Source organism: Arthrobacter sp. TMN-49 (assembly GCF_054511095.1).
In genome coordinates, this window is the sequence record NZ_JBTNDH010000010.1 from 1 (window position 1) to 15,074 (window position 15,074).

At 59.2% G+C, this 15,074-nt stretch carries 18 protein-coding genes and 1 pseudogene; 12 read left to right on the forward strand and 7 right to left on the reverse strand.

Translation table 11 applies throughout. The annotated features are described in order from the left end of the window. The 4 genes from ACX80E_RS06180 to ACX80E_RS06195 form a co-directional block, all read left to right on the forward strand. Window positions 1–384, forward strand: a 384-nt coding sequence (locus tag ACX80E_RS06180; RefSeq protein ID WP_459301030.1) for a hypothetical protein, incomplete at its 5' end; no start/stop codon positions are given. Window positions 385–520: 136 nt separating this feature from the next. Further along, a complete protein-coding gene (locus tag ACX80E_RS06185) occupies window positions 521–1,105 on the forward strand; it encodes a hypothetical protein (protein WP_459301031.1) in 585 nt (194 codons plus the stop codon). A gap of 227 nt (window positions 1,106–1,332) precedes the next feature. Further along, window positions 1,333–1,920, forward strand: coding sequence for a DinB family protein (locus ACX80E_RS06190; protein WP_459301032.1), 588 nt, complete (start codon window positions 1,333–1,335; stop codon window positions 1,918–1,920). A gap of 290 nt (window positions 1,921–2,210) precedes the next feature. Next, the gene (locus tag ACX80E_RS06195) at window positions 2,211–2,618 is read left to right on the forward strand and encodes a hypothetical protein (RefSeq protein WP_459301033.1); all 408 of its coding nucleotides are present in this window, start codon (window positions 2,211–2,213) and stop codon (window positions 2,616–2,618) included. 361 nt (window positions 2,619–2,979) lie between these two features. Here ACX80E_RS06195 and ACX80E_RS06200 read toward each other — a convergent pair whose 3' ends face one another. Further along, on the reverse strand, window positions 2,980–3,624 hold the full coding sequence (locus ACX80E_RS06200; protein WP_459301034.1) for a response regulator transcription factor: 645 nt from the start codon (window positions 3,622–3,624) through the stop codon (window positions 2,980–2,982). An 85-nt stretch (window positions 3,625–3,709) separates the two neighbouring features. Here ACX80E_RS06200 and ACX80E_RS06205 point away from each other — a divergent pair, with 85 nt between their 5' ends. From ACX80E_RS06205 to ACX80E_RS06215, 3 genes are all read left to right on the forward strand, one after another. Then, window positions 3,710–3,991 carry a hypothetical protein gene (locus tag ACX80E_RS06205; RefSeq protein WP_459301035.1) on the forward strand — a complete coding sequence of 94 codons (282 nt, stop codon included), beginning with the start codon at window positions 3,710–3,712 and terminating at the stop codon, window positions 3,989–3,991. Next, window positions 3,988–4,287 carry a hypothetical protein gene (locus tag ACX80E_RS06210; RefSeq protein ID WP_459301036.1) on the forward strand — a complete coding sequence of 100 codons (300 nt, stop codon included), beginning with the start codon at window positions 3,988–3,990 and terminating at the stop codon, window positions 4,285–4,287. Before ACX80E_RS06205 ends, ACX80E_RS06210 begins: the two co-directional genes overlap by 4 nt. A gap of 206 nt (window positions 4,288–4,493) precedes the next feature. Further along, window positions 4,494–5,186, forward strand: a complete 693-nt coding sequence (locus ACX80E_RS06215) for a sigma-70 family RNA polymerase sigma factor (protein ID WP_459301037.1) — start codon at window positions 4,494–4,496, stop codon at window positions 5,184–5,186. A 163-nt stretch (window positions 5,187–5,349) separates the two neighbouring features. Here the strand turns inward: ACX80E_RS06215 and ACX80E_RS06220 are convergent, their stop codons facing one another. Both ACX80E_RS06220 and ACX80E_RS06225 read right to left on the reverse strand, forming a co-directional pair. Further along, window positions 5,350–5,610 carry a GlsB/YeaQ/YmgE family stress response membrane protein gene (locus tag ACX80E_RS06220; protein ID WP_103467564.1) on the reverse strand — a complete coding sequence of 87 codons (261 nt, stop codon included), beginning with the start codon at window positions 5,608–5,610 and terminating at the stop codon, window positions 5,350–5,352. 82 nt (window positions 5,611–5,692) lie between these two features. Next, window positions 5,693–5,878 (reverse strand): CsbD family protein, encoded by a 186-nt coding sequence (locus tag ACX80E_RS06225; RefSeq protein WP_459301038.1) that lies wholly within the window; start codon window positions 5,876–5,878, stop codon window positions 5,693–5,695. A gap of 163 nt (window positions 5,879–6,041) precedes the next feature. On the opposite strand from ACX80E_RS06225, the gene ACX80E_RS06230 reads away from it, so the two are divergent. The 4 genes from ACX80E_RS06230 (at window position 6,042) to ACX80E_RS06245 (ending at window position 8,571) form a co-directional block, all read left to right on the forward strand. Next, complete coding sequence (locus tag ACX80E_RS06230; protein WP_459301039.1) at window positions 6,042–6,296, forward strand: hypothetical protein; 255 nt, start codon at window positions 6,042–6,044, stop codon at window positions 6,294–6,296. A 43-nt stretch (window positions 6,297–6,339) separates the two neighbouring features. After that, window positions 6,340–7,596: a phospholipase D-like domain-containing protein gene (locus ACX80E_RS06235; RefSeq protein ID WP_459301040.1), complete on the forward strand. Its 1,257-nt coding sequence runs from the start codon at window positions 6,340–6,342 to the stop codon at window positions 7,594–7,596. 16 nt (window positions 7,597–7,612) lie between these two features. Then, on the forward strand, window positions 7,613–7,837 hold the full coding sequence (locus tag ACX80E_RS06240; protein WP_459301041.1) for a PhzF family phenazine biosynthesis protein: 225 nt from the start codon (window positions 7,613–7,615) through the stop codon (window positions 7,835–7,837). 221 nt (window positions 7,838–8,058) lie between these two features. Next, complete coding sequence (locus ACX80E_RS06245) at window positions 8,059–8,571, forward strand: tetratricopeptide repeat protein (protein ID WP_459301042.1); 513 nt, start codon at window positions 8,059–8,061, stop codon at window positions 8,569–8,571. Window positions 8,572–9,334: 763 nt separating this feature from the next. Here ACX80E_RS06245 and ACX80E_RS06250 read toward each other — a convergent pair. Further along, on the reverse strand, window positions 9,335–9,823 hold the full coding sequence (locus ACX80E_RS06250; protein ID WP_459301043.1) for a GNAT family N-acetyltransferase: 489 nt from the start codon (window positions 9,821–9,823) through the stop codon (window positions 9,335–9,337). Between the two features lie 188 nt (window positions 9,824–10,011). After that, window positions 10,012–10,329 carry a putative quinol monooxygenase gene (locus ACX80E_RS06255; protein ID WP_459301044.1) on the reverse strand — a complete coding sequence of 106 codons (318 nt, stop codon included), beginning with the start codon at window positions 10,327–10,329 and terminating at the stop codon, window positions 10,012–10,014. Window positions 10,330–10,410: 81 nt separating this feature from the next. On the opposite strand from ACX80E_RS06255, the gene ACX80E_RS06260 reads away from it, so the two are divergent. After that, window positions 10,411–11,019: a TetR/AcrR family transcriptional regulator gene (locus ACX80E_RS06260; RefSeq protein WP_459301045.1), complete on the forward strand. Its 609-nt coding sequence runs from the start codon at window positions 10,411–10,413 to the stop codon at window positions 11,017–11,019. A gap of 111 nt (window positions 11,020–11,130) precedes the next feature. On the opposite strand, the gene ACX80E_RS06265 is transcribed toward ACX80E_RS06260, so the two are convergent. Both ACX80E_RS06265 and ACX80E_RS06270 read right to left on the reverse strand, forming a co-directional pair. Further along, the gene (locus tag ACX80E_RS06265; RefSeq protein WP_459301046.1) at window positions 11,131–11,829 is read right to left on the reverse strand and encodes an HAD family hydrolase; all 699 of its coding nucleotides are present in this window, start codon (window positions 11,827–11,829) and stop codon (window positions 11,131–11,133) included. Between the two features lie 124 nt (window positions 11,830–11,953). Next, window positions 11,954–14,969, reverse strand: a pseudogene (locus ACX80E_RS06270) (Tn3 family transposase). Between the last annotated feature and the right edge of the window lie 105 nt (window positions 14,970–15,074).

The window sequence follows — 15,074 nt, forward strand, 5'->3', positions numbered from 1 at the left end:
ATTGCGTCGCAACTCGTGTTGCTCCTCCACGAGCGACGAGGACACTCGCGCGCTCGGTACGCACTGATCGTTGAGACCGCCGAAGATCCCGAACTCGCTGACCTTCTTTCCGGGAGCTTGTTCTCCTACGAGAGAGCAGTCACCCTGTTCCGAGCCCTCGGCGTGCATGAACCACAGCAAGCCGCAGCAGACCTGATTGCTGTCCTCGAAGGACTCCTTTTTGACCGCCTGTACGGACGTCGGCGGCAATCCGAAACGACGACGCTCAAAGGACTCCAAGCCGAACTGGAACGCCCGATCCAGCTACTGCTCTCCAGCTTTGTATATGACGGCCAGCGCCACTCAGCGGGCACGTCACCGTCATCGCAGAAGTTCCGTTCATAATGTGCCCGGTCAAGGTTCCCCTTGCGGGGACGCTAATGCCGCATTGGAGACTTTCGCAATAGTCCTCTAGTTTGGCCGTACTCCGGTAATAGGCGTTCTGCCTAGCGTTGTTGGCGACCCCAGATAGACTCCGTTGATGAATAACCTCGAGCAGCGCAAACCCTCCATCATTTTGCGTATGGACTGGGCCATTGTCTGCTGCCTGCTGCTCGGCGCCTTGGTCGTTGTGGCGTCCTGGACTGGCTGGATATTTGTCGTTGGCTCGTACATAGTCCGTGCTTGGATGCTCAGCAGCGCATTGTTTGTGGCGGCCCTGATACTCCTGCGTCTGCGGGCCAAAGCCCGGGGTGGTTCGGGCGGTTGGCTGCGGTCCTTGGTGCTGGCCCTGCTACTCGCTGTCGTCGGGGCAGGTAGCGCCATAGGCATGGCGGTGGACATGGTTATGGATACTGAGAACTTCGTCTTGAGTCCGTATGGTCCCGACGGCTGCCGAGTGGTCGCACGAGAATCCTCTTTCCTCATGAGTGGTAGTGGAGAGGCCTACGCCGTTAATGCCTTCGGGATCGGACGGCGGGTGGGCCAGTGGAGCGTTGACGATGGGGGCCGGCCAATTGAAGCCGGCAGTTATGCGATGAAATGGGCTTCAGATGGTGGTGTTCTGCGCGTTTTCGGCGCATACAAATCAGATCTATTAGAGGGGCCACCAATCAGCTGCCACTGAACGGTAGGAGGCTCCGGTTCGATGTACCACTCTGAAAACAGCCCAATAATGGTGCGGTAGGTTTCTGATCTTCATGTCTTGAATTCATTTGCACCATACGAGCGTTGAGGCAGCAGCTCGATACGTCCCGCATACCGTTCCCCTCCGGACAGGCGAGGGCTGTGCAGACGACTGCTGAAATTTGTGCAGACGGGTACTGAGAATGACAGCAACATTAGACTCAGTTCATGCCAATTGATAAAAACGCCAGCGGGGCACAGCTTCGTGAATATCTGAACGATGCCCGCGAAGCAATCTTGTGGAAATGTGAGGGCTTGAGTGATGCCCAAGCACGTTCTCCCTTGACTCCAACAGGCACCCATGTCATGGGCCTACTGCTCCATCTGGCCGTCACCGAATCCGAATATTTCATTGAATGTCTTGGACGGGAAATTGAGGACCCCGTTATCCGGGGCATCATCGAAGCCGAGGACGCTCAGGCAGACTTTCTCCCGCCGCCAAATATGACGCTTGTCGATGCGGTAAAGATCTATCGGGAGACAACCGTCGCAGCCGATGCAGTGCTCGACGAATTGGAACTGGATTCCCCTGCCGTGGTGCCGTGGTGGATAAAGCATCGGCACACCACGGTGGAACGCCTCCTGGTGCATATGATCGCCGAGTCTCACCGTCATGCCGGACACTTGGATATCGTGCGCGAGCAGTTAGACGGCTTCATCGGTTTGCGCCCATCCGCGCCGAACATTCCCGACCTCACGCCCGATCAGTGGAAAGAGCAGCGTCTGCGGATGAAAGAGCTAGCCGACAGGGCATAGCCAAAGCATCAGCCGTCCCGGTGAAGGTTCGGCTTGCGGGCACCAGGGGGGTGACATTCAGCGTTGCGAAAAAGCCGCCATTTATCGCTGCGATCCACACCGAACGCGGGAGCGACCGTCATCCTTCAGTTCAACACGTCGATGAAGGTCATATACTCGAACTACTACCGTTGATGAAAGGCGAGCGTATGTCCGAGTGGGTGCGCATAGAGGCCAGATCAAAACGCACCGACGTGTGACTCACCGTCTGCGGACAAGGTAAGCCGAAGATCACCGGAGAACCCTGGTACATGCCCGACGGTGTCACCAGTGTCTACCCGTTCATCGAGGACTGGCGTCCTGAAGAACTTCCCTTCCCGGTATGGCTTGCTCCCTACAACGGAGGCAAGAAGTACGGTGACCTGCTGTGGACCGGTGGGAACGCGTTGAAGATTGCCTCCACTCGTTTCATCGAGGCACTTCGCGCAGCTGAGGTCACCGGTTACCGAACCTTCGAGGTCGAGGTTCGAGACCACGCCGGCTCGCCTGTCGAGGGATACACCGGCTTCGCGACCGATCCGTCCCCGGGGTCTGACATCCAGAACCTCTACGGCCAGCCATATCAGAACTATGCTTTCATCGCCACACAGCGTGTCGTCGAGGCATTGCACGATCACGGAGCTGACCAGCTGGAGATCAGCCCCTACATCCCCGACTGACGTCGAAGCCCTCGCGCAGAGAACGAATCGCGCGACCGCAACCTGGTGTCGGAACACACCAGTCTCAGGCGCCGCAGCCACAAGAGTACGAGACTATCGAATCCATTAGAGAGTTGTGCCGATCGGCGCCAAATTAGCGATGCTGGATCTTGAAAGATTTGCTGTCACAACGAATAGTTTTCGGGTCCAGTAGTCGGTTCGAAACAATTCTGGCGAAGGTTGTCCCGCTAGAGGTTCCCCTGCGGTATGGGAGGGCGGTGCTGCCGGCTTCTGAAATTGTGTGGACTGCCCTTCTGAAAAATCAGACGAGCGAAGAAGCCTTCTAACATTTGTGCACTTAGCTTCGGAAAATGACAGGTACTCATCGGCGCGGTTGAACGCGTTTATGATCAGGAAAGAAACCGTGTTCAAGGCCCCAGAGGATGGCGTTGGAGCGGTCAGTTACCCCGATGCGGCGGTAGCAACTGCGGATGAAGGTCTTGACGGTGTTGATTGACAACCGAGCCCTGTCGGCGATCTCGGCATTATTCAAACCTTGAGTAATCAGTGCCAACACCTCGGCCTCCCTTTGAGTGAGGCCTTCTTCGCGGCCTGGCCAATCGCCCAGGCTGGATTTCGCTTGGCCACTGGGTCCGGGAAAAACCTTGCCTTCTCCCCGGTGGATATCGTGGAGCGCACTGACCAGTCGGGCTGCGGGCAAGCCCTTAGATAGATATCCGCTGGCCCCGTTCGCCAGTGCCGCCTGGACCCGTGTTTCATCGAGATCCCAGGAATAGACAATGACTTTGCCAGCCAGCGGATTGCTCGCCAGTTCGTGGACGTCCGCACCGTCTCCGGGGGTCGCGGCAAAAGTATCGTAGAGCGTGAGATGAACAGGTGTATCCACATTACGGTTGAGGTCCAGTTCGACTACCTCCACCGTGTCCCCATAAGAACGAAGCATCATCTCCAGCCCTCGAAGCACAATTTCATAGTCATCCACCAGGGCGATGCGAAGGCTTTCCATTCCCCCACTGTAAGGCACTTGTGGGCAGACAAGTCCACCCCTAGGGGTGAAGAAGTCAACCCCCTCTGCGAAATAGGCTTCGGGAATGGAAGCAACCCAAACCATGAATCTCACCACGCCGGAGGACGGCGATCTCTCCCACGCGACCGTTCGGGAACTGATCGTGCAGCTGGCTTTGGTCGAAGACGAGCACAGAACGGCCACGAGCCCCTCATACATCGCAGCGCTCGCCCGACGCGAGCAAACCATCGTGGTGGCGCTGCACGGGCATGGACTCGGGTTCAAAAGCCCTGGCATTTTACATATGTCGGAGACGGCGACCACCGTTTGCTCCGCTGATGACGCGGAGGTCAAGGAGTGCAGGTGACAGCGATGCAACCGGCCCGTCCGGGTCAGGCTGAGCTTGCCCCTGCTCGATCATCGGCTGACTTGCCGTCAAGGGCCACGAAGGTGGTGGTCATCGAAGCCGGTATTGAGATTCACGGATACATGGTGGCCCGCCAGGGGAACCGCGTTCGGGTGGTGTGGGCTGTAGCTTCCGGCAGGCACCGTCACAGGGCCTTTCCTGACGAGACGGTTTTCCGTCCGGGTAACACTTGCCGCTGGGACGGATACCTCATCTCTGATGATCAGCTCGCCGCGATCCGTCAGGCAGTCCGCTGACCGTGACTAACGGGCCCGCCCTCATGTATACCCGAATTCAAAGCCCGGGACTTCGTAAAATGAATCTGGCTTCAAGCACAGAAAAGACCCGAACTTCTCCACGGTTCCGTGACTCGAATCCCGGCACTGCGTTGCAGGAGTCAGCACCCGGGCCTTCGTCTATCAGCATTTCTCACCCGCTAGGTCCCGGACAGTTAGAACCCGGAATGAGTACCGATCAGTTAGTGCTTCAGTTCATGGGTCTCGCCGACGCCCTCTCGCGCCGCTATCGCGCCCCGGGGTGTGAGGCCGAAGACCTCCAGCAGGTAGCCAGACTCGGTCTCGTTAAGGCCGCCAGCAGGTACCGCGAGGCAGGGAATCATGGGTTCGTGGCCTTTGCCGTGCCAACCATCACCGGCGAGCTGAAGCGACATCTCAGGGATCATTCCTGGGCGGTGCGGCCACCGAGGACAACCCAGGAGGCCAGGCTGAAGATCAAGCACATACGCCCCGAACTGACGCAGCGCCTGGGCCGTGACCCATCGACAGCCGACCTGAGTACGGCCGCCGGCATATCAGTGAAGGAAACGACCCTCGCCTTGCTCGCCGAGATGGCCATGGTTGCCCAGCACGTCGAACAAAATGACCCTTCATCGAGCAACGAGGGCCGAGTGCACGAGGTCGTTCTGGCGGTGGATGAGCCCGCCTACGAACGCATAGAGCAAGAGCTGACCGTGGAAGCGGCTCTCAGGGACGCTAGCACGGAAGACCGCCGGCTGCTGCATCTGCGCTTCGTCCTTGAGTTGTCACAGGGGCAGATCGCCCAAGAACTCGGTGTCAGCCAAATGCAGATTTCCCGACACCTCAGGCAGTTGCTTGGCAGGCTCGGGCGGCGGCTAACCGAGCCTCCGGTAATGTAGGCGACTACGCTGGATACAAATTATCGTGATCCCGGCCCGTGTCCTTCGTAGAGGACATTGGCCGGGCCGTGTTTCACGATTGCGATGGTGCGGGGCGCAGCTGCAGGTCGTGAGAGTTCATTGCGAACTCGTCGTTTGCTGCCGTGCCGGCCTGTCGGCTTTCCTAGGCGCGGCGGCGCACGACGGCGCCGTAAACGCCCAGGACCACCAGTGAGCCCACGATGGCAACGAGCCATGTTTGAAGGCTCCAGAAGTTCTCAAGCCCGACGCCGAAGATCGCCCCACCGATCCATCCACCAAGCAGGGCGCCCACGACTCCCAGAAGCATAGTGATCAGGATGCCACCACGTTGACGGCCGGGCAGGATGGCTTTCGCGATTGCACCGACGATGAGTCCTAGTATCAGGAACGCGATAAAACTCATGAACTAACTCCTTTTTGGTTCGCCTTCTAAGGGCGAGTGGGGGCGGGCCGAATCCGGGCCCGCCCAGATGTCCCCGCGGGGCTCAGTGTTCGGTGACGTCTTTGGCAGCATCCTTGACGTGCTCACCGGCCTGCTTGATGCCCGCCTTGGCTTGGTCGACCTGGCCCTCGGCTTCAAGATCGCGATCGTTCGTGGCTGCACCGATGTGCTCCTTGGCCTTGCCCTTGAGTTCTTCGGCCTTGTTCTCAAACTTATCTGCGACACCCATGGTTGTCTCCTTCAAGGAACGAAAGTGTATTGGGCCCAAGGACCCTCACTAAGTTCTGCTAACGGGCTACGCGGCAGGGGCGCCTCGAGCCTCAAACACTACAATTCCCCGAAATAGGATCTTCAAACATCTACGACTGAAAAACCTGCTTTTCACCGTCCACGTGACAACAGAGGCCGACCTCGAACCCAAGGGCGTCATCCCCTTTGAAAAGAGCAACCCATCGCCGAAACGAAATGAGGAGTTTGTTCTCGCAGCCCACGTTGGGGCCCGGCACGCCACGACCATCGTGAAGGACGGAAAATGCCAGGACGGCCATGAGTTGAGCCGGAGGCTGGGCATTTTCGATTTGGAGGCGCAGTATTGGGCTAGCGGCGCCGGCGAGAGCAGATACGGCAAGTCACGGATTGGTGCCTGACGGTGCCAGCAAGCTTCTGGGTAGGTGGGGCTAAGCTGTGATCATGGATCAAGCGCTGCCCACTCCTGCCGTTGAGGCAGCCAAAAAAACCGTCCTGAGGACCGCCATCGCGGTGACAGCCCTTCAAGGCTCGGTGATAACCGGCCTTGTTCTGTGGGATGCGATCAAACGCCGGTCCCGGTCTAAACGAACCGGGTTCCCCCATCCAGGCACTTTTCACAGCAGTATCGCCGAGTCAAATATCAAGCTGTACACCTACGGCGCTGACCTATATGCCGACATGCTCGAGTCGATCCGCGGTGCCAAGAAACAGATTTTTATCGAAACCTTCATCTGGAAAAACGATGAAGCCGGTCTCCAGTTCAAGGACGCACTGAACGAAGCTGCAGAGCGAGGAGTGGAGGTCTACATTATCTATGACGTCTTTGCCAACCTCGTGGTACCTGGCGCGTTTTTCAAGTTCCATCCCTCCGTCCACGTCTATCGATTCCCCATGTTTCGACCCTCCCTTCTGCTAGGCACCATCCGCTCCACAAGTTTGGATCACCGCAAGCTACTCATTGTCGACGACGAAACAGGTTTTGTGGGCGGCTACAACATTGGCTCCCTCTACGCCACCGAATGGCGCGATACCCATCTTCGGGTCACCGGGACCTCCGTATGGGATATCCGCAACGCTTTCGTCTCGGTATGGAACCGCCAATTTCCCGGCCGAAACCCGAAAATTCCCCACACGACACCCGGGACCTGGGAGTCCAGGATTCGAGCGACCAACAATATTCCGGCCAGCCTGGTCTACCCGATCCGGGGAATCTACCTCGACGCGATCGGCCGGGCCGAGAAACATATTTACATCACGATGGCCTATTTCATTCCCGACCAGCAGATCCTCAGGGCCCTACTCGAAGCCAGCGAACGCGGAGTAGATGTTCGAGTGATCCTGCCCCGCGATTCCAACCATGTCCTTTCCGACTGGCTATCGCGCGGCTTCTACAAGTCCTTGTTAGACTCTGGTGTCCGGATCCTGCTCTACCGTAATGCCATGATTCACGCGAAAACCGCCACCATCGACGGCCAATGGTCAACCATCGGCACAGCAAATATCGACCGCCTGAGTTTGACCGGCAACTACGAAACCAATCTCGAAATCCACGACGAGGCCTTCGCCACCAACATGGAGGACGTCTTCGACTTCGACAGTCGCAACAGCCACGAACTCACGCTGGAGGAATGGAGCACCCGTCCCTGGATAGCACGATTCAGTGAATCCGTCATCATCCCACTGCGCCCATTCCTCTAGCACCCAACACACCGATGTGGGACTGGGGGCTGGGGCCGGGCTTTCCGAGGATCCCGTCACCGGGTCCGCCCACTGCCAGCTCGCCCCGCTCTGGGCCGAACGCCTCGGTAAGCAGGAGATGATGGCGCGTCAGGCATCGGCCCGCGGCGGAACGGTGCCCATCGAGTTTGCGGGTGAACGCACAATATTGACGGGGCGTTGTATTCGCTTCATGGAAGGCACTGCGCTCCTTCCTGGCTGAGGCAATTCCCGGGGCCGGTTTTCCTCACTGCCGGTCAACGTCCCTGCCATCGATGCCGAGTGCTGAGCCCACATTTAATGGCAGGGATCTTGAATCTTCCGTCCCAGCCAGGGTTCCCGCTGCGGACATCCCGGTCGATCTCGTTGCCGTCAATGCTTTGAGTGATCCAACCGGCCGTTGCAGGACCGGCTTACGGGACTGTCTATGGCAGAGTGAGCGTCATGACTTTAGATGATGAGCTAGACCGAATTTTCGCCGCCAGAGACCGGAACAACATGCAGCCAACCATAGATTCGTTGCTTCCTCTCTATATGTCCAATCCCGAGAATGCACGAGTGCTATACGAGGTAGGAGGGGCGTACGACACCGATGGCCAGGAAGAAGTGGCCCGGGGATTCTATGAGCGTGCTCTCGCTGCGGGATTAGAAGGCGATCTGCTGCGCCGTTGCTATGTTCAGTACGGTTCAACGTTGCGGAACGTGGGCGAATACGAGAAGTCCCTCGAGGTCTTCGCAATGGCTCGCAACACATTTCCAGAGTCGCCTGCCCTGGGCGCTTTTGAAGCAATTACTCTCCACGCCGCAGGCCAACTAGATGCGGCCGCTGCAGCCCTGCTGGACCTGCTAGTGGACTTCGTTCGCACACCAGACATCGATAGGTACAAACCAGCGATCAGTGGGAACGCTGCCTATATCCGTTCACTGGAAAGAAACGCATCAGACGTCTCCGCCTAGTCCCGCAAGGCGTTGGCAAACGGACAGCCTCTCGCGGCTGGACCCGATCGTGCAGGACCAGATCATAGATACTCTTGCCCTATGGTCTACAACACACACCGGCGCGTAATTGCGGCTCCCGTCAACGAAGTCGGAATACTCATTGACTCGCTGGCGAGCAAGAATGATCGATTGTGGCCCAGGAGCGAATGGCCAGCAATGCGCCTAGATCGGCCGCTCAACATTGGGGCAGCAGGAGGGCATGGGCCGGTGCGTTATTTCGTGACCGCGTACGAACCCGGACGAAGGCTCGAATTTCAATTCACCGGCCCCTCAGGCTTCACCGGCCACCACTCCTTCACTGCCAGCAGCCTTTCGGAAAATTCAACGTTGCTTCGACACGAGCTTTCCCTGTCGCCAAGCGGAGTGGCGAAGCTAACTTGGCCACTATTCTTCCGACCCATGCATGATGCGCTTATCGAAGAAAGCCTGGATCTCGCAGAAAACCAGTTCAGCTCCTCAACCGGCGCTGCACACCAGCGGTCACTGTGGACGAAGATCCTTCGGGCACCGTTCTCGGCATGCATGACCCACAGGCAAAGCGCCCGGTGAAGGTTCCCGCTGCGGACATCCCGGTCGATCTCGTTGCCGTCAATGCTTTGAGTGATCCAACCGGCCGTTGCAGGACCGGCTTCTGGGACGCTCCGGCAACGTTTATGGGGAACACCCATTCGGGGCATTGGTCGATTGACTACTGCCCCGAAATTCCTCTTTGGTGTGCTGTCTAGAGTGCCAATTTGAACCCCACGTGAGATGGGGAAAAGCCGAGGCGTTCATAGAAGCGATGCGCATCTTCTCTGGCTTTGTCGCTGGTCAACTGGACCAAGGCAACATCACGCCGACGGCCCTCCTCGACGGCCCATTTCATCATCTCTGAGCCGAGTCCGTTGCCACGCAGCCGCTCGTCTACCCGGACTGCCTCCACGGTCAGTCGAGTCGCGCCTGATCGCGCGAGGCCCGGAATGACGGTCAACTGCATGGTTGCCACGACGGCATCCGTCTCGTCGAGCACAACGACCAGCAACTGCGCGGGGTCTGCGTCGATCGCCCGAAAGGCATCCAGATACGGAACGCGATGCTCAGGTGCCGCCGAATTCTCTGCTTGCCGAATAGGGTCGTTGGATAAAAGCTCGACAAGTGCGTTGAGGTCTTCTTCAACAGCCCTGCGTAGATAGAACTTCTTTTCTGACAAGGTGAAGGTTTCTAAAGTCATGGATTCATCCTTACATGTCAGCGAGAGTACTGATGGACCAGAATGTGGCGCCTACTTTCGAACGCGTCCGTAGAGCGTTCCCCCTGCTGACAAGAGCCCCGATCTCGCCGCCGTCGTTACTAAGGGCGATTCAGCAGCCCGGAGCCGGACCGCCTTACGGGCAGCCAGTCGAACGAAAGATCTCGCCACTAGTTACTTGGGTACGCCTTGGACCAGACGGGGACAAGCTGCTTGACGTCAGGGGGCCCAAGGAGCAAAGGGGTGACCTCGTCTTCGTAGTCGCTGTAGGCGGCAGTAGTCAGGAAAGCTGCGGAAGCGGCGGCATCGCGGTACAACTGGAAGGCGCACACGACGTCTGGGGCGGCGGGGTCGACGCAGTAGAAGTAGGCGTCGTGGCCGTCGTTAGCCTGAACGGCCGGGGCCATGTGCCGTTGCCAGATGGCACGAACGGCATCGCGTTGACCAGGCTTGGTCCGGTGCGTGATAAATACGGCGATCTGAGACATGGTGGCCCTTTCAAATGGATCGAAACGAAGCGTTTCGGTTCACAGCCTACACGAATCGTTTCGTTTCGTTAGACTTGTGTTGTGACCGATCCAAACCGCAAGAAGCCGACCCCTCCGTCTCGGCGTTCATCACGCACGCAGGAGGCGGTTTTGAAGGCAGCGATCGAGTTATTCGAACAATCTGGATACTCACGCATGACCATCGATGCGATCGCCGACCGGGCTGGCGCTAGTAAAGCGACCATCTACCGGTGGTGGCCGGGCAAGGGAGCAATCCTGCTGGAAGCGTTCTTGTCGGTGGTCGAAGGTGACCTTGCTTTTCCTGACAGTGGAACCCTGCGCGATGACCTTGTTACACAGGTGTCCGCTCTCGCGCACGTACTCGGACAAACCAGTCTGGGGCAAATGGCTGTCGCGCTCTTGGGCGAGGCCCAGCATGACACTCAGCTGGCGGCAGCCTTCCGGTCAGGTTGGCTTGAGCCGCGGCGGACTGTGGGGCGCGAGGTCCTCATCCGCGCCATTGAGCGTGGTGAACTGCGCGCTGATCTCGACCTCGAAGGCGTGCTCGACGGCTTGTACGGACCCGTGTACCTGCGGTTGTTGTTCGGGCACGGGTCTCTGGACAGGTCTGCTGTCGAGGCGTTGGTTGATCAGGTTCTGCAGGGAATCGCGCAGCAGGACCAGCGCTGACTTGACGTGTTCGACAGCTCACAGGCCCCCGCAAATCAGCTGGCGAGTCAGGGCCGCTGGGCGATCCTCACCGATAGCGGGTGAAATACCTGATCCCGTAAAGCGTTCCAGTTACGGCGCAGCCGTTTCGAGGTTCAGCGCCGGAACCAGGTCTGTCAGGCAGCGCAGAGTCTGCGGCTGATCGGTGGCCTCACGGTTGAGATGAATGGCCTGTAGCCCGGCGGATCGTGCCCCTTCAATGTCCACGCGGTAATTGTCACCGACATAGAGGACCTGACTTGGTGGCAGCTGCAGGCTCTCGCACGGCAGGATGAATGCTGATGCTTCCGGTTTGGCATGGCCCATTTGTTCAGAACTGAAGAATAGGTCAAGGAGAGGTTCGAGACCGATCCTGCTGATTTTCATTGCCTGTTGCTCGTGATTTCCATTGGTGACAACGCCGATCGTCATGCCGCAACCTCGCAGAGACTTCAGGGTCGGTACCGCGTCTGAAAATGCCGTCCAGGCATTCTCATAATTACGCAGATAGACAGCGAACGTTTCGTCAAGAGCGGCGGCTCCAACGGAATTTTGCTGACCTATCAGGGGAAGAAAGTGGCGGAGTCGTTCTCGGCGCTGTTCCTGAAAGTCGAGCTCACCTGATAGGAAACGGTCATAACTGGCTTGTTCAATCTCAAACCATGAATTCGAAAGCTCGGGTGTCAGTTCCACCCCAAAGTTCCCAACGAAAGCCGCCACGCCATCACGAGCGGAGGTCCGGTGATCGAACAGGGTGTTGTCCAGGTCAAATAGTATGGCTCGAATATCCACGCTCCCAGACTAACCGCCGTTGCCCTCCACCTCGGAGAGTTGGCATCTGACGCCACTCGGAGCCTGCCTGTCCCACGCAAGGTTCCACTGCGGGCAGGTAGCGGTCAGTGCAGTATTGCTTCGTTCAGGCTTCTCGGTCCTCGTCGGGGTTTCGGAAGGGTCGAAGTTGCGTGCCGGTGGAGTTCGTGGCGAATGAGTAGCGGCCCAGCATGTTGACGTGTTCCGAGACCAGAGGGGAAAGTCGCTGCATGTCTTCATCCGCAACATCGGTTCCACGGTGGCGGAGCTCGGTGAGTGCGGCGTCCAGATAGCGGGTGTTCCACAGAACGACCGCGTTCAGGACCAGACCGAGTGCTCCGAGTTGGTCTTCCTGGCCTTCCCGGTAGGACTGGCGAATCTGTCCCCTCCTGCCGTGAACAACAAGCCTGGCTAGGGCGTGCCGGGATTCCTGCAGCGTCAGCTGTGTGTGAATTTGCCGGCGGTATCCCTCATCAACATCGATGAAGTCCAGCAGATGCTCGGTCTTGGCTATCCTGCCGTACTCCGCCAACGCTCGTCCGAGCAGGGTTGGTGTCCCGCCGCCCTGGGTGACCCGCATGATTTCAGAGGCACGCACGGTCCCTGCAGTCAGGGATCCGGCAAGGCGGAGCATGTCCGGCCAGTTGGCGGTGATGAGATCCATGTTGATTCGGTTGCGGCCGGCCACCGCGTTCAGCTCCCCGTAGTCCGCTGTGGTGTCGATGCGCCAGAACCGCCGGTCCGGCAACCCTGCCAGCCGGGGCGAGAACCTGTATCCGAGCAGGGTGAAGAGCCCGAAAATCTGGTCCGAGTAGGAGGCCGTGTCGGTGGCTACCATCTCGGGACGTTGGCCCCCGTCGAGATCGAGCAGACCATCGAGAATGTGCAGTGAATCGCGGACCGTTCCCGGGACCACGACGGCACCCAGTCCGGAGACTTGGTCGTTGAGATAGTTCAGCCAGGTCAGGCCGCGGCCCTGGCCAAAGTAGCGGGGATTCGCCCCTGCGTAGACGGTGGACACCGGCACCACGAACCGCATCCCGTCTACGGACGCCAGCAGGCCGGTTTCCCAGCGCTGTGCGAGTCCAAGACCGGACTGGGCCTGGATCAGCCGGGCGTTGGCCGCGCGAAGCGTATCGGCGCGCACGTAGTTCTGATCGACGTGTGTCAGGCGTCCACGAGTCAGTGCGGGGTGGCCGTCCTTGACTACCGGTGTCAGCCCGACGTTGCACGCCTCGGCCACCAGGATGGCGGCGACGGAGACATCGAGCTGACCCATCCTCGCGGAGGCCTCCGACACGTGGCTGAATTCCGAGAGGAACCCCGTCCAGGAATGCACTTCCAGCAGCACATCGGGCAGGTCCACCCGCGGCAGCATCCCAGAGATCAATCCCCGCAGCTGTGTCAAGGACTCCGGTACCGTTTTGGCCTCCAAAGGAGAGAGATGGACCTTGCCGGCTTCGTCAATGCGTACCGCAGGATGATCGGCCAGTTGGCCTGCCGCAGCCAGATATCGGGCGTCCAAGCTGTGGCGGACACCATTGAGGTGGTCCGCGGGCTCTTCTGGCAACTGGAGTGCCCTCAATGTCTCGTTCTTGGTTGCCTGCCAGGCCGGGTCTGTCAGCAACCGCGACCTGGGATCTCCCCAGCGACGCCCTCCCACAACGAAGATGTCCCTGCGCCGTAGCGCTTTATGGACGGCATCCATCACCGCCACCGTGTAGGCCTTGCGATTGATGTCTTCCGAAGCTGTGACGAGGCGTTGCCATGCCGGCGAGAGCACGGACAGATCAACCTCGCCTGGATCCTTTTTACGGCCATCCAAAATCTCCGGCAGGGATGTCAATGCCGCCAGGGTTGGCGCCCCGCCCGCGGTGGCCCCAAAGGGTGCCGCCGCGGCCAACGCCGGCAGGAAAGACCGTACGGTGCTGAACCTGCGCAGCATCTCTGCCGCGGTGTCCCCCCTCGGTGCCTTCTGGATTCACCAATTCGTTCACCACGTCCACCGCGGCGCGTAGCTCGGGCAGGGAAACTTGATCGGCCAGCGCCGAGGCGGCCTCTGCGCTGGAAAATTCCGCATTTCCCAGAACCTCGACCAGCGTTTTAGCTGCCTTTGCTAGCTGCAGCGAGGCCCTCGACAGGCGCGGCAGGGACTTCAACCGGGCGGCAGTGGATTCCCTGGCAGCCTTGCGGAGAACGCGTTCAGTGACAATGGCATCCAGGGCATCACACAAATCATCGGCAACCTCCGAGGTCAAGGCGCGCACGGCACAAAGCAGTGTCGCACCCCGGCGCTGGCCCGATAGTCCTCGAAGCGATGAGGCCTTACCCGCCAAACCGTAGCGGGCCAGGGCATTCATCCTGCCCTCGGGGATCGTCTCCACCTCAACGGTCCCCGCGCCCAAAGCGCGCAGGTGTGCCAGTCGGTCCAGCTGCCGCAGCAACTCCGGCACCGATACCCTCGAGGGTCCGGTCCGCAGCTTTTCCCACGCAGTCAGCCTTGACCCCTCCCCAACGCGAGGCAGGCCTTCCAATTCCAGGATCAAAGCAGGTCCGGCCGCATCAACCAGCATGGAATGGAGGCGGTCATTTGATCCGGCACGGACCTCTGAAACCAGTCGGGTCAACGTGGAGACCCCGGGGAGCAGGACCTTGCGCTCACGCAGCCAGAGCACCGCCCGTTCAAACAAACGAACCGGTCCCTCAGCCGACGTCCACGCCCGGGCCGAAAGAAACAGTCTTAGCTCTTCACTCTTGGCCGGATCAGCGAATTCCACGTACCCGTACACGGCGGAAATCTCCGCAGCGTGCTCGTAACCGGTCTGTCCCCGTTGTGTGTACAGCTTGAGAACGGAAGCATCCACAATGCCTAGCTGCCCGGCCAGGGACTCCACCACCGGCCACGGGACGGCCAGCGGATCCGTCAGGAACCGCCCCACCACTCGCACTGTGATCAGCTGGACAGCGAATCCCAGACGATTGTGCTTTCCCTTGCGGCAACCAACCACCGATAAATCGGCATCGTCCAACCAACAGAAACGTTCCAGGTCCTCCGCCGATATCTCATCGGGGAATCTGCCGAACCCCACGGCCTGCTCATCACTTAGAAAATCGACCGCCATGCCACCCATTCAACAGGCAGCAGACCCCTTAGCGTGAATTTCCGTACCGATCTTCCCCGGACCCCGTATTGGCCCCTGAGGCGGTGTGCGAAAAGTATAAGACGT

Coding starts and splice junctions, on each gene's coding strand:
- ACX80E_RS06250 (WP_459301043.1), bottom strand. CDS start 9,823: ATGACTTTAGAAACCTTCACCTTGTCAGAAAAGAAGTTCTATCTACGC.
- ACX80E_RS06235 (WP_459301040.1), top strand. CDS start 6,340: ATGGATCAAGCGCTGCCCACTCCTGCCGTTGAGGCAGCCAAAAAAACC.
- ACX80E_RS06205 (WP_459301035.1), top strand. CDS start 3,710: ATGGAAGCAACCCAAACCATGAATCTCACCACGCCGGAGGACGGCGAT.
- ACX80E_RS06200 (WP_459301034.1), bottom strand. CDS start 3,624: ATGGAAAGCCTTCGCATCGCCCTGGTGGATGACTATGAAATTGTGCTT.
- ACX80E_RS06195 (WP_459301033.1), top strand. CDS start 2,211: ATGCCCGACGGTGTCACCAGTGTCTACCCGTTCATCGAGGACTGGCGT.
- ACX80E_RS06225 (WP_459301038.1), bottom strand. CDS start 5,878: ATGGGTGTCGCAGATAAGTTTGAGAACAAGGCCGAAGAACTCAAGGGC.
- ACX80E_RS06185 (WP_459301031.1), top strand. CDS start 521: ATGAATAACCTCGAGCAGCGCAAACCCTCCATCATTTTGCGTATGGAC.
- ACX80E_RS06215 (WP_459301037.1), top strand. CDS start 4,494: ATGAGTACCGATCAGTTAGTGCTTCAGTTCATGGGTCTCGCCGACGCC.
- ACX80E_RS06255 (WP_459301044.1), bottom strand. CDS start 10,329: ATGTCTCAGATCGCCGTATTTATCACGCACCGGACCAAGCCTGGTCAA.
- ACX80E_RS06220 (WP_103467564.1), bottom strand. CDS start 5,610: ATGAGTTTTATCGCGTTCCTGATACTAGGACTCATCGTCGGTGCAATC.
- ACX80E_RS06245 (WP_459301042.1), top strand. CDS start 8,059: ATGACTTTAGATGATGAGCTAGACCGAATTTTCGCCGCCAGAGACCGG.
- ACX80E_RS06190 (WP_459301032.1), top strand. CDS start 1,333: ATGCCAATTGATAAAAACGCCAGCGGGGCACAGCTTCGTGAATATCTG.